The sequence below is a fragment of the Pseudomonas sp. PS01301 genome, from assembly GCF_029960215.1.
GTDB classification, from domain to species: domain Bacteria; phylum Pseudomonadota; class Gammaproteobacteria; order Pseudomonadales; family Pseudomonadaceae; genus Aquipseudomonas; species Aquipseudomonas coleopterorum.
On sequence record NZ_JASCPM010000012.1, the window covers coordinates 107,141 to 120,015 of the forward strand.

The 12,875-nt window shown below is 60.1% G+C and carries 9 protein-coding genes; 4 read left to right on the top strand and 5 right to left on the bottom strand.

What is annotated here, in order from left to right:
* Positions 1–54: 54 nt before the first annotated feature.
* From QMX89_RS08925 to QMX89_RS08945, 5 genes are all read right to left on the bottom strand, one after another.
* Positions 55–1,428: an OprD family porin gene (locus QMX89_RS08925; protein WP_282347861.1), complete on the bottom strand. Its 1,374-nt coding sequence runs from the start codon at positions 1,426–1,428 to the stop codon at positions 55–57.
* Positions 1,429–1,596: 168 nt separating this feature from the next.
* Entirely contained in the window at positions 1,597–3,195 is a 1,599-nt protein-coding gene (locus tag QMX89_RS08930) for an ABC transporter substrate-binding protein (protein ID WP_282347851.1), read from the bottom strand.
* Positions 3,196–3,407: 212 nt separating this feature from the next.
* Positions 3,408–5,009 (bottom strand): ABC transporter substrate-binding protein, encoded by a 1,602-nt coding sequence (locus QMX89_RS08935; RefSeq protein ID WP_056845002.1) that lies wholly within the window; start codon positions 5,007–5,009, stop codon positions 3,408–3,410.
* A gap of 256 nt (positions 5,010–5,265) precedes the next feature.
* On the bottom strand, positions 5,266–6,867 hold the full coding sequence (locus tag QMX89_RS08940; RefSeq protein ID WP_282347852.1) for an ABC transporter substrate-binding protein: 1,602 nt from the start codon (positions 6,865–6,867) through the stop codon (positions 5,266–5,268).
* 102 nt (positions 6,868–6,969) lie between these two features.
* Entirely contained in the window at positions 6,970–7,680 is a 711-nt protein-coding gene (locus QMX89_RS08945) for an SIMPL domain-containing protein (protein ID WP_049861920.1), read from the bottom strand.
* Positions 7,681–7,880: 200 nt separating this feature from the next.
* Here QMX89_RS08945 and QMX89_RS08950 point away from each other — a divergent pair, with 200 nt between their 5' ends.
* From QMX89_RS08950 to QMX89_RS08965, 4 genes are all read left to right on the top strand, one after another.
* A complete protein-coding gene (locus tag QMX89_RS08950; RefSeq protein WP_049861921.1) occupies positions 7,881–9,140 on the top strand; it encodes an ATP-binding protein in 1,260 nt (419 codons plus the stop codon).
* On the top strand, positions 9,137–9,697 hold the full coding sequence (locus QMX89_RS08955) for a response regulator transcription factor (protein ID WP_090356457.1): 561 nt from the start codon (positions 9,137–9,139) through the stop codon (positions 9,695–9,697). The genes QMX89_RS08950 and QMX89_RS08955 overlap by 4 nt, the downstream gene beginning before the upstream one ends.
* A gap of 474 nt (positions 9,698–10,171) precedes the next feature.
* The gene (locus tag QMX89_RS08960) at positions 10,172–11,578 is read left to right on the top strand and encodes a hypothetical protein (RefSeq protein WP_282347853.1); all 1,407 of its coding nucleotides are present in this window, start codon (positions 10,172–10,174) and stop codon (positions 11,576–11,578) included.
* A 341-nt stretch (positions 11,579–11,919) separates the two neighbouring features.
* Positions 11,920–12,669: a FadR/GntR family transcriptional regulator gene (locus QMX89_RS08965; RefSeq protein ID WP_049861925.1), complete on the top strand. Its 750-nt coding sequence runs from the start codon at positions 11,920–11,922 to the stop codon at positions 12,667–12,669.
* The last annotated feature ends 206 nt before the right edge of the window (positions 12,670–12,875 follow it).

Here is a 12,875-nt window from a genome sequence, read left to right on the forward strand (position 1 = left end):
ACGTAAGCGTAGCCGCTGCCCGGGATTCGTCGAACCCCGGGCAGCGGTTGCCGATCAAAGAATCTGGAACGGAATGGTGGTGACGATGCGCAGCTCGTTGAGGCTGCCATCGACCTGATTGGCGCTGGCGCGGTGGGCACTATAGGTCGCGCGGATGGTGCTGGCCTTCAACGGCCCGCCCTGCACGGCATACGAGGTGCCGAAGCCGTACTCGTAATGCTTCTCGCCGTCCTGGGCCTGGATGCCATCATAGCCGCCGCCCTTGTAGTGTGTGCCATCGATACCCCAACCGCGCGCGGTGTAGACGCTGAACTTGAGGCCGGGTACGCCATAGCCGGCCATGTCCAGCCCGTAACCGATCTGGAACGATTTTTCGTTCGGGCCGTTGTAGTCGGAAAACAGCGAGTTGGCCAGGAAAATGGCGTTGGTCTCGTGCAGGTAGTCGAAGTATTCGTTGCCGTTCACTTCCTGGAAGGCCAGGGTCAGGCTGTGCGCCTTGTGCGTGGCGGTCAACGACAGGCTGTAGGTGTCGTTGTCGATGGCGCCCATCTTCGAGCTGCCGGCATCCTTGGTCTTGTAGTAGTTGAAACCGGTGGTCAGGCCCAGCACCGAGGCATCGCCCAGTTCATGGGAGGCACCGAAGTAGTACTGGTTCCACACATCCTTGACGTTGGACGCGTACAGGCTGGTGGTCAGGCTTTTCAGCGGCTGGTAGTTGAGGCCGAAGATGTTGACCTGGTCGGTGGTGGTGCCGTCGCCGTACTCGGTCCTGAACTTGCTCAGGCTCTGTTCGGTTCGCGGCGAGACGCGGCTGAACGTGCCCAGGTCGAAGTCGAGGTTGTCGAACTCGGCGCTGTGCAGGCTGACACCCTCGAAGCTGGAGGGCAGGGCACGGTTGCCGATGAAGGCCAGTACCGGCGTGTTCATCGATTGGCGCCCGGCGGTCAGCACGGTGTTGGACACCCGCGCCTTGAGGTTGGCCAGGCCCGCCTTGGTCCACTGGTCGACCACATCGCCATCGTGATCGGTCAGTGTGCGGTTCCCCCCGCCGGCCACGCGACCTTTGCCCTGCTCCAGCGCCACGGTGTTGTAGGCCGCTACTTCGGTGCTGAACCCCACGGTGCCCTGAGTGAAGCCCGAGGTGTAGTTGACGATGGTGCCCTGAACCCAGGTGTCGCGGCTGCTGGTGCGTTCGGTCACGCCATCGCCCTTGTTGATGCCCCAGGTCAGGCCACGCTTGCCCTTCTCCTTGGCGAACCAGTTGCGGGTCGAGCCGGTCAGGCTCGAGTCCTCGATGAAGCCCTTGGCCTCATCCTGTGCGCTGCTGGTCTTGACGGTAAGCGGGATGAACGCCTGGCTGACTTCATCGGCCAGGACCAGGGGCGCGAACCCGCTCAACGACAAGGTGAAGACTGCTCTCTTGGTAATTTTCAACTGAAGCTCCTTACTTTTTTAGTTTTATGGCCGCGTCTTCTAGTGCGGCTGATGGCCAGTCCATGGCCCGTGATGACAGTTGCAAACGTTTGCTTGCTCTTTTTTGCCAAAAGCTCCCCAAACCCATGGCACGGTCATGGGTGTGGGGAAGGCCTGGTTTATCTAGTCGCGCAGACTCACGCCGCCAAAGTCGTTGCGCCCGAACGGGCTGACCTTGAACCCTTCAACCTTGGCGCTGACCGGCTGGTTGACGGTGGAGTGGGCGATCGGGGTGATCGGCACCTGTTGCTTGAGCAACTGCTGGGCCTGACGATAGAGCACGCTGCGCTCTTCGCGGTCGGTGACCCGCTTGGCTTGCTGGACTAGCTTGTCGTAGTCCTGGTTGCACCACATCGAGTAGTTGTTGCTGCCGATGGCGTCGCAGCTGTACAGCGTGCCCAGCCAGTTGTCCGGGTCCCCGTTGTCGCCGGTCCAGCCAATCAGCGAGACGTCGTGTTCGCCGCGTTTGGTACGGTCCAGGTACTCGCCCCATTCGTAGCTGACGATCTTGACCTTGAGGCCGATCTTGCCCCAGTCGGCCTGCAGCATTTCAGCCATCAGCTTGGCATTGGGGTTGTAGGGGCGCTGCACGGGCATGGCCCACAGGGTGATCTCGGTGCCTTCCTTGACGCCGGCGGCCTGCAGCATCTGCTTGGCTTTCTCCGGATCGAAGGGTGCGTCCTTGATGCTCTCGTCGTAGGACCACTGGGTCGGCGGCATGGCGTTGACGGCCTTCTGCCCGGCGCCCTGGTAGACGGCCTTGAGAATGGCGTCCTTGTTCACTGCCATGTCCATGGCCTGGCGCACTTCCAGCTGGTCGAACGGCTTGTGACGCACGTTGTAGGTGATGTAGCCCAGGTTGTAGCCGGCCTGCTCCATGACCTTGAGCTTGGGGTCGGCCTTGAGGCCCGCGAGGTCGGCAGGGCGTGGGTAGGCGGTGACCTGGCACTCGTTCTTCTTGAGCTTCTGCATGCGCACCGAAGCGTCGGTGTTGATGGCGAAGATTAACTGGTCGACCTTCACCTGGCTCATGTCCCAGTACTGCGGGTTGGCCTTGTAGCGGATCTGCGAGTCTTTCTGGTAACGCTGGAAGGCGAACGGACCGGTGCCGATCGGCTTCTGGTTGATGTCACGCATGTTGCCGCTCTTGAGCAGCTGCTCGGCGTACTCGGCGGACAGGATGGACGCGAAGTTCATGGCGATGTTCTGCACGAACGCGGCGTCTACGGCGTTGAGGGTGAACACCACGGTGTGGTCGTCGGTTTTCTCGACCTTGGCGATGTTCTTGTCCAGGCTCATGCTGACGAAGTACGGGAACTCGGTTGGATACGCCTTGCGAAACGGCTGGTTGGGATCGAGCATGCGATTGAAGGTGAACAGCACGTCGTCGGCGTTGAAGTCACGGGTCGGCTTGAACGCTTCGTTGCTGTGGAACTTGACCCCTTCGCGCAGGTGGAAGGTGTAGGTCAGGCCGTCTTCGGAGATGTCCCACTTGGTGGCCAGCGCAGGAATGACACTGGTGCCGCCTTTTTCGAATTCGGTCAGGCGGTTGTAGATCGGTTGCGCAGCGTCGTTGTCGGTGCCGCTCGTGTACTGGGCGATGTCGAAGCCGGCGGGGCTGCCTTCGGAGCAGTACACCAGGCTGTTGGCGGCCTGGCTGAGGCCGACCTGGCCGAGCAGGCCCAGAGCAAGCATGGCGGAGCAAAGCTGGGTATGTCGCATGATAGTCCCTGTCTTGTTGTTTTCCGATCGTGGGGCGCCAGTTCCCTGGCAGGAATACGGCGGCCGCCACCAAAGGAAGCTAGTCCCATTGGACGAGGGCGTATGTCGGCGTATTCCGGTAGAGCTGTGGGAAAAATCCTGGCGTTAATGCAAGCGAATGGGCGCTGGACCTGCCGGTCCATCGCCCGCTTCCATTAGGGGAAGTGCCTGGTTCAGTCCTTCACGCCCACGCCATAGAACGAGTTCAAGCCAAAGGGGCTGATCTTGAAGTCGGTGACCTTGGCGCTCATGGGCTGGTAGACCGTGGAGTGCGCGATCGGGGTGATCGGCACCTGTTGCTTGAGGCGCACCTGGGCCTGTTTGTACAGCTCGGTGCGCTTGGCCTGATCGGGCGTGGCCTTGGCGGTCTTGATCAACTGGTCGTAGTCCTTGTCGCACCACTTCGAGAAGTTGTTGCCGTTCACCGCATCGCAACCGTACAGGGTGCCCAGCCAGTTGTCCGGGTCACCGTTGTCGCCACTCCAGCCGATCAGCATGGCGTCGGTCTCGCCGGCCTTGGCGCGCTTGAGGTATTCACCCCACTCGTAGCTGACGATCTTGGCCTTGATACCCACCTTGGCCCAGTCCGACTGCAGCATTTCGGCCATCAGCTTGGCGTTGGGGTTGTAGGGACGCTGCACCGGCATGGCCCACAGGGTGATCTCGGTGCCTTCCTTGACGCCGGCTTCCTTGAGCAGCTTCTTGGCCTCCTCCACGTTGTAGCCGGCGTCCTTGATGCTCTCGTCATAGGACCACTGGGTCGGCGGCATGGCATTGACCGCCAGTTGACCGGCGCCCTGGTACACGGCCTCGATGATGCTCTGCTTGTTCACCGCCATGTCCAGCGCCTGGCGAACCTTGAGGTTGCCCAGTGGTTCGTGGGTCACGTTGTAGGCGATGTAGCCCAGGTTGAAGCCAGCCTGGTCGGGCATCTGCAGGTTCTTGTCTTCCTTGAGCGGCTTGAGATCGGCCGGACGTGGATAGACGCTGACCTGGCATTCGTTCTTCTTGAGCTTCTGCATGCGCACGGATGCATCGGTGGTGATGGCGAAGATCAGGTTGTCGATCTTCACGTCAGCCGGGTTCCAGTAGTCCTTGTTGCCCTTGTAGCGAATCTGCGCGTCTTTCTGATAGCGATTGAACACGAACGGGCCGGTGCCGATCGGCTTCTGGTTGATGTCGGCGGCCTTGCCCTGCTTGAGCAGCTGGGCGGCGTATTCGGCGGACTGGATCGAAGCGAAGCTCATGGCCATGTTCTGGATGAACGCAGCGTCGACCGTCTTCAAGGTGAAGCGGACGGTGTGATCGTCGAGCTTCTCGATGTTGGTGATGTTCTCGTCCATGCCCATGTCGGTGAAGTACGGGAACTCGGTCGGATAGGCTTTGCGGAACGGCATGTTCTTGTCGATCATGCGGTTGAAGGTGAACAGCACGTCGTCGGCGTTGAATTCGCGGGACGGCTTGAAGTAGTCGGTGGTGTGGAACTTGACCCCTTCGCGCAGGTGGAAGGTGTAGGTCAGGGCGTCTTCGGAGATGTCCCAGCTGGTAGCCAGACCCGGGATGACTGCGGTGCCGCCACGCTCGAACTGGCTCAGACGGTTGAAGACGGTTTCTGCCGAAGCGTCGAAATCCGTACCACTGGTATACAGCGCCGGGTCAAAACCCGCCGGACTGCCTTCAGAGCAGAATACAAGGTTGCTCGCAGCATGGGCGAAAGGGGCGCTGGCGAGCAGGCCGGCCCCGACGATGAACGGAATGACCGCGGTTTTGAGCATGGTGGCCTCAGTTGTTGTCATTTTAAGAATGAGGGCGACCTTGTGAGTCGACCTGGCCGATACTTATGCAGGCGGCATACCCAAATCAACTGTTTGCGGTGTATCGCACCTGAAACGGTGGGACGGGCGTACACGAATGTCGCATCGATGTAAGTTTTTCGGTAGTTGAACGCATGTTCAACTACATTTGGTCGCTCAATGCACACTTATCGACCCCATTGCACCACGATGACGCACTGCAATGGGGCGTTCGGTATCACTGCGAAAGGCTGACACCATAGAAGGGCGTCAGGCCGAAGGGGCTGATGCGGAAATCCTGGACTTCCTTGCGCATGGGCTGGAAGACCGTGGAGTTGGCGATCGGTGTGATCGGCACCTGTTGCTTGAGTATCGCCTGCGCCTGCTGGTACAGCTTCACGCGTTCATCGCGATCGCTGCTCAGTTTGGCCTGCTGGATCAGCTTGTCGTAGGCCGGATCACACCATTTGGCGTAGTTGCTGCCCTTGACCGCCGCGCAGCTGTAGAGCACGCCGAGCCAGTTGTCCGGATCGCCATTGTCGCCGGTCCACCCGTAGATCATGGTGTCGTGCTCGCCATTCTTGGCGCGCTTGATGTACTCGCCCCATTCATAACTGACGATGTTGGCCTTGATGCCGATCTTGGCCCAGTCGTTCTGGATCATCTGCGCCGACATGCGCGCATTGGGGTTGGACGCACGCTGCACTGTCATGGCCCACAGATCGATGGTCGTGCCCTCTTTGATTCCGGCTTCCTTGAGCAGGGCACGGGCCTTGGTAATGTCGTGGGGCGCGTCCTTGATTCGGGTGTCATACGACCATTGCGCAGGGGGCAGGGCGTTCTGCGCCAACTGACCGGCGCTCTGGTACACCGCCTTGATGATGGCCGGCTTGTCGATCGCCATATCCAGGGCCTGACGCACCTTGAGCTGGTCGAGCGGCGGATGGGTCACGTTGTAGGCCAGGAAACCTAGGTTGAAGCCCGGCTGGCTGAGCACGCGCAGGTTGGGGTCCTGCTTCATCACGTCGATGTCGGCAGGCCGTGGATAGCCGCTGACCTGGCATTCGCCAGCCTTCAGCTTCTGCAGGCGCACCGCAGCATCGGTACTGATGGAGAAGATCAGGTTGTCGAGCTTGACGTCCTCGGGTTTCCAATAAGCCTTGTTGGCGGTGTAGCGGATCTGCGAATCCTTCTGGTAGCGCTTGAACACGAACGGGCCGGTGCCGATGGGTTTCTGGTTGATGTCGGCGGCCTTGCCCTGCTTGAGCAACTGGTCGGCGTATTCGGCGGACTGCACCGAAGCGAAACTCATCGCCAGGTTCTGCACGAAGGCGGCGTCGACCGTGTTCAGGGTGAAGACCACGGTATGCGGGTCTTGTTTGCTGACCGACTTGATGTTGGTGTTCAGGCCCATGTCGGTGAAATAGGGCGATTCCGAAGGGTAGGCCTTGCGGAATGGATGCTCGGGGTCGAGCAGGCGCTGGAAGGTGAACAGCACGTCGTCCGCGTTGAAATCGCGGGTGGGCGTGAAGTAGTCGGTGGTGTGGAACTTGACGCCTTCGCGCAGGTGAAAGGTGTAAGTCAAGCCGTCCGGGGAGACGTCCCAGGAAGTGGCCAGCCCCGGTTCGACTTCGGTGCTGCCGCGCTTGAACTGGGTCAGGCGATTGAAGACGGTTTCCGCCGAGGCGTCGAAATCGGTACCACTGGTGTACTGGCTGGGATCGAAACCGGCAGGGCTGGCTTCGGAGCAGTACACCAGCGTACTCGCGGCCTGGGCCATGGGCATCCCGGCGCACAGGGCGGCGGTAAGGAGCAGGGGCTTGAAGGCGGGGATATCCATATGGGGCCTCGATAGACGAAGGGAGGGACTCGGGGAGTGATGTTTGCGGACAGACTCCGTCCTGCGGGAGCGGATTCTGCCCTTGATGAACGTGTCAGGGTATCAAGGCATCACGACTTCGATGACGCCGTCGGCATTGATGCTGACCTCGCTGGTACCCGCTTCCACGTCCGGGGTCACCGGAGCCGCGTCGGCGCGAGCGGCCTTCATCATCATCGGCGCCGAGGCGTAGGGGCGAGGGTAGCCAGCGCTGTTGAGGTTGAGGTTGACCACCTTGTAGCTCTTGCCGCCCAGGGCGTCGGTGGCCAGTTGCGCGCGGGCTTTGAACGCAGCCACGGCTTCCTTGAGCAGGGCGTCTTCGCTCTGCTTACGGGTCTTGTCGGCGATGGAGAAGTCCATGGCGCCCATCTTCAGGCTCTGCAGCAGTTCGCCGGTGAGTTTGGACAGGGCCGGGAAGTCGGCGCTTTCCAGGCGCACTTCGGCGCGTTCGCGCCAGCCGGTGATGGTCTGGCCCTTGTCGTCGTAGATCGGATAACTGTTTCGGCTGCCCTGGCGGACGATCACGCCTTTGACTTCGCGAGCCTGGGCCAGGGCCTTGTTCAACGTGTCGCTGATACCGGCGGCGAGCTTGGCCGGGTCGGCGTTCTGCTCCTCGCTGTAGAGGGTCACGAGCATCAGGTCGCGAGGCACTTCCTGGCTGACCTCGGCACGCAGGGAAATCTGGTTGTAGCGGGCCTCGTCGGCCAGGGCAGGGAGGCTGGACAACAGGCTTGCGCCAAGGACCAGGGCGGCGCTGCGGGTGATGACGGGCATGGAAAACTCCTTGTTGTAGGTGCTGCGTAAGACTGGCCAGGCCGGATGCGGTTCCTGAGGGGGCTACATGGACAGGCCACCTTTTACGATAAACCCAAGGCCGGCACTTGCGACGCGGTCATTTGCCGCACTTTTCGCTGCCAGCGCGCCGAGTTGGTTATACTTGCACCGATCCGCCTGCAGCGCTCACTGGAGAGCAAATGCTCGCCCACCCTATGCCTCTTTCCGCTTCACGCCAGAACCTCTGGCGCCTGACCTTCATCCGCACGCTGGTACTGGCCGCGCAGGCCGGCTCGGTTGGCTTCGCCTACCTCACGCACCTGTTGCCCTTGCCGTGGCTGGCGTTGAGCACCACCCTGGCGGTGTCGGCCATACTCTGCGCGCTGACCGTGCTGCGCCTGCGCTTCTCTTTGCCCGTCACCGAACTTGAATACGCCTTGCAACTGGCCTGCGACCTGCTCATTCACAGTGTCCTGCTGTACTACTCGGGCGGCGGTGCCAACCCGTTCGTTTCCTATTACCTGGTGCCGCTGACCATCGCCGCCGTGACCCTGCCCTGGGTCTATTCCCTGGTGCTGTCCGGGATCGCCCTGGCGTGCTACACCTTCATGCTGGCGCATTTCTACCCGCTCGACGCCTTGCCGATCGGTCGTGAGAACCTGCAGATCTACGGCATGTGGTTGAGCTTTGCCCTGGCGGCTTCGGTAATCACCTTCTTCGCCGCCAAGATGGCCGAAGAGTTGCGCCGCCAGGAACAACTGCGTGCGCAGCGCCGCGAAGAGGGTCTGCGTGACCAGCAACTGCTGGCCGTGGCCACCGAGGCCGCCGGTGCTGCCCATGAGTTGGGTACGCCACTGGCCACCATGAGCGTGCTGCTCAAGGAGATGCGCCAGGACCATCCCCAGCCCGAACTGCAGGAAGACCTGCAGGTGCTGCAGGATCAGGTCAAGCTGTGCAAGGAAACCCTGCAGCAGCTGGTGCGTGCCGCCGAGGCCAATCGGCGCATGGCTGTGGTCGATCAACCCGTGACCGCCTGGCTCGACGAAGCCCTGAATCGCTGGCACTTGATGCGTCCCGAATCCAGCTACCGCTTCCACCGCCAGGGCCAGGGCGAGGTTCCCCATCTGGCGCCGCCGCCGGACCTGACCCAGGCGCTGCTCAACCTGCTCAACAACGCCGCCGATGCCTGCCCCGACAACCTCGAGGTCAGGCTGGACTGGGACAGCGTTGACATTTTCATCTCGATCCGCGACCACGGAGCGGGTGTTCCCCTGGCGATTGCCGAGCAGATCGGCAAGCCGTTCTTCACCACAAAGGGCAAAGGCTTCGGCCTCGGCCTGTTCTTGAGCAAAGCCAGCGTGACTCGCGCCGGCGGCTCGGTAAAACTCTATAGTCATGAAGAGGGCGGCACGCTCACCGAGCTGCGTCTGCCCCGTGGCGTCCGAGGAGATGATCGATGACTGACGAACACCAAGTCGAAGGCGAAGAACTGCCACATTTGTTGTTGGTAGATGATGACGCCACCTTCACCCGCGTCATGGCCCGCGCCATGAGCCGCCGAGGCTTTCGCGTGAGTACCGCGGGCAGCGCCGAGGAAGGCTTGAAGCTGGCCCAGGACGACGTGCCGGACTACGCCGCGCTGGACCTGAAAATGGAAGGCGATTCGGGCCTGGTGCTGCTGCCCAAGCTGTTGGAGCTGGACCCGGAGATGCGTGTGGTGATCCTCACCGGCTATTCCAGCATCGCGACCGCAGTGGAGGCGATCAAGCGTGGCGCCTGCAACTACCTGTGCAAGCCGGCCGACGCCGACGACGTGCTGGCTGCGCTGTCGGCCGAACACGCCGACCTCGATAGCCTAGTGCCGGAAAACCCCATGTCGGTGGACCGCCTGCAATGGGAGCACATCCAGCGCGTGCTCACCGAGCACGCGGGCAACATTTCCGCCACGGCGCGGGCGTTGGGTATGCACCGACGCACCCTGCAACGCAAATTGCAGAAGCGTCCGGTTCGGCGCTGAATCCGCGGCCACCTGGAGTGCGCAATGGCCCAGCGGTGCGATCATCGTGTGGGCCTTTTTTTCGAAGAAATGCTTGCTTTGTCGGCGTGATCGATCCGTGCGCGTTGATCCATCTCCAAACCGCGTGCCGTAAACCCGGCAACGCACTTTGCTAGCAAGGATGAATGGGTGCAGTGCGGTCTATCAAAATGAAGCATTCGCAGGGTGTTTGAAGTGTAATTAGTTGTTCGTCAGTTAACGTCTCGTATCAAAAGATACATAACTAAATTCCCTTGAGGTTCTCTTCTGCTTGGCTACAGTTATCCATGCGGTAGCGGAATTACTCATCAACTATTCAGTGCTGTTGGGTTTCCGCCTTTCAATCATCTCGTTCAGGAGTGATGCTGAAAGTTCATGGCGCCCTGAGACAGCTAGTCAGGACGATTGCCTTGCGGCGACGACAAGTGCGTCATGGGCGGGAGGTATCAATAGCATATGAGTAATCGACATTCTGCAGAGCTATACCCAGGTGAGCCCGATCTGGAGTTTGGGCCCGATAAAACCGGCAAGGTCGTTCTTGGTCTAGAGGATCCAGGCTATCAAGGTACCCTTCTCCATGATGTCGTCGCAGGACCGGATGGAACGCTGTATACGGTAGGTGTCGGTGGAAATTCCGATAGGGGTTTTCAGGAATATGTTGTGTACGCCGTAAAGAAAAATGGCGAGCCTGATCTGTCGTTCAGTAACAACGGCAAGTTGGCTGGGCAGTTTCACAAGCAGGAAGGTGTGAATATAAAGTCCACTATTCATAGAGTATTTTATATTGAGGCGCAAGGCAGCACGCCAGCTAAATTACTGGTGTTGGGAATAGTAGGTTTCCCTATGGGCAATAAGACAGGCTGGTACCCTGCCTTGGCGCGCTACACGCTGGATGGCCAACTGGACGCAACGTTCGGGGAATTGGGGACGGGGACGGCTATTTTCGCGGGGCTTGAGGGCAGTCAATGGGATAAAGGGGCAACTCAAGGAGTGCTTGGGAGCGAGGCCGAAGCTGCACCGATACCCGGTATCGTTCGCGCGGGGCCAAACCACCTCGCCGGGCTGCGTTACAATGGTCGAATCTACATCTCCCTCCCAGCTCTAGCATTCGGTCATGCGATCATCAGTTTTTTTGATGACGGACGTGTTGATTGGAGTTTCGGTACTGACGGCATATTGAAACTCTATGATTTGAACGCTCCAAAACCAGGCATGCCCATAGGTGCTGAGATAAAAGCTATTTACCTGTCGGAAGGGAAACTGCTGTTGGCTGGACAGCTTTATAAGGAGGGGACAGTACCGTATGCTGGATTCGTCAGAATTACGCTTGAAGGTCTTATAGACACGAGCTTTGGACAGGGAGGTTTTCAGTTCGGGCCCGGGGTGCAATACGAGCTGGTGCACGATGTTATCTCCGCATTCGGCAGAAACCTTTTGACTGCGGGCATGGGGCGGGGTCCGGAATTCACTAATTGCTCGGTTTACGCGATCGATCAGAATGGATTGCCGGATCCTGATTTTAATGGTGGGACTGTGCTGACTGTTCCTCCGGATCCTTCCCCAGGCACTTATCTGCAGCTTTGGGATTTCGGAGATCGCGTTTTGGCGCATGGAGTGTATCTTGAAATGCCGACGCAGTACGGATCCTTGTTATTGGCGCGGTTTCTTCCAGATGGCAATTTGGATAAAAGCTTCGGTCTACCCAACTCGGAAGGTGAGGGGGCTGGCTGGCAAGTTTACCCTTTGGAATACATGTCCGAGATAGGACGAATGGCTGTGATTGACGATCGTATCTATGTGACAGGTATGATCCGTGGAGGACCTCAATCTGGATTTGCGTGCGTGGCTTGTCTCAAAGCATAAGATGCCCAGGCCCGCTTGTCCGTTATTCTGGCCCGCTCGCTCTTCACTCCGCTACCAGGGGAGGGGAGCGAGGCGAGCTCGTTATAGCTGGCTTGAGCATTTTGATTCGCCATATTTTGGTGTGTTTCGACCATCCGCCCAGGATAGATGCGTGATCTCTCATCGATGTAGATATCTCGGTGATCGCCAAACATTGGGGCTCTTTGAGCCGTTTCAGAACTACTTCTCCCTGATCCACTGTTGCTTTATGAACTCGAGTGGCTCCACTCATAGCGTGATCGTACAACCAGCTTGGGCTATGATGTGCACCTCACCGCCCGTTTTCGAGACAACTGTTGACTATGGACAATCTGAGCGCCGCCCCACGCGCCCGTCGCAAACCGCGCAGCCTAGCCCAGGAACTGGTGGCCGTGCTGACCCAGCGTATTCTTGATGGCGAACTCAAGCGGGGCGACAAACTGCCTACCGAGTCGGCCATCATGGAAGAGCAGGGCGTCAGCCGAACGGTGGTGCGCGAAGCCATTTCCCGGCTGCAGGCGGCGGGGCAGGTCGAGACCCGTCACGGCATCGGCACCTTCGTGCTGGACACGCCGAGTCCGAGTGGCTTTCGCATCGATCCGGCGACCATCGTCACCTTGCGCGACGTGCTCGCGGTGCTCGAGTTGCGCATCAGCCTGGAAGTGGAGTCCGCCGGTCTGGCTGCCAGCCGACGTTCCGATGAACAGCTGGCGGCCATGCGTGCGGCCCTTGATGCGCTGAACGAAAGCGCGGCCCATGCCAGTGATGCAGTGGCATCCGATTTCCAGTTCCACCTGCAGATCGCCTTGTCCACGGGTAACCGCTATTTCACAGACATCATGACGCACCTGGGCACCAGCATCATTCCCCGTACCCGGCTGAATTCGGCGCGCCTTGCGCACGATGACCAGCAGCACTACATGACCCGTCTCAGCCGCGAGCACGAGGAAATCTACGACGCCATTGCCCGTCAGGATTCCGATGCGGCACGCGCCGCCATGCGCCTGCACCTGACCAACAGCCGCGAGCGCCTGCGCCAGGCCCACCAGGAAGCCGAAGCCGGCAGGGTCTGATCGCCCCAAGGTGATTGCCTGACACCCCGCGGTGCACCTGACGCGGCTCGCGCCGCTGCTACAGAAGCACCGCGATCCCTGCAGCAGCGGCGCAAGCCGCGTCGGCGGCCAAGGTGATCTGTCTGATACCCCGCGGTGAAGCCTGACGCGGCTTGCGCCGCAGCTACAGCAGTTCCGCAACCCCAGTAGCAGCGGCGCAAGCCGCG

Bases quoted from the DNA above. Each gene is read 5' to 3' on its own strand.
- QMX89_RS08930 (WP_282347851.1), bottom strand. From the start codon at position 3,195: ATGCGACATACCCAGCTTTGCTCCGCCATGCTTGCTCTGGGCCTGCTC.
- QMX89_RS08935 (WP_056845002.1), bottom strand. From the start codon at position 5,009: ATGCTCAAAACCGCGGTCATTCCGTTCATCGTCGGGGCCGGCCTGCTC.
- QMX89_RS08940 (WP_282347852.1), bottom strand. From the start codon at position 6,867: ATGGATATCCCCGCCTTCAAGCCCCTGCTCCTTACCGCCGCCCTGTGC.
- QMX89_RS08945 (WP_049861920.1), bottom strand. From the start codon at position 7,680: ATGCCCGTCATCACCCGCAGCGCCGCCCTGGTCCTTGGCGCAAGCCTG.
- QMX89_RS08950 (WP_049861921.1), top strand. From the start codon at position 7,881: ATGCTCGCCCACCCTATGCCTCTTTCCGCTTCACGCCAGAACCTCTGG.
- QMX89_RS08955 (WP_090356457.1), top strand. From the start codon at position 9,137: ATGACTGACGAACACCAAGTCGAAGGCGAAGAACTGCCACATTTGTTG.
- QMX89_RS08960 (WP_282347853.1), top strand. From the start codon at position 10,172: ATGAGTAATCGACATTCTGCAGAGCTATACCCAGGTGAGCCCGATCTG.
- QMX89_RS08965 (WP_049861925.1), top strand. From the start codon at position 11,920: ATGGACAATCTGAGCGCCGCCCCACGCGCCCGTCGCAAACCGCGCAGC.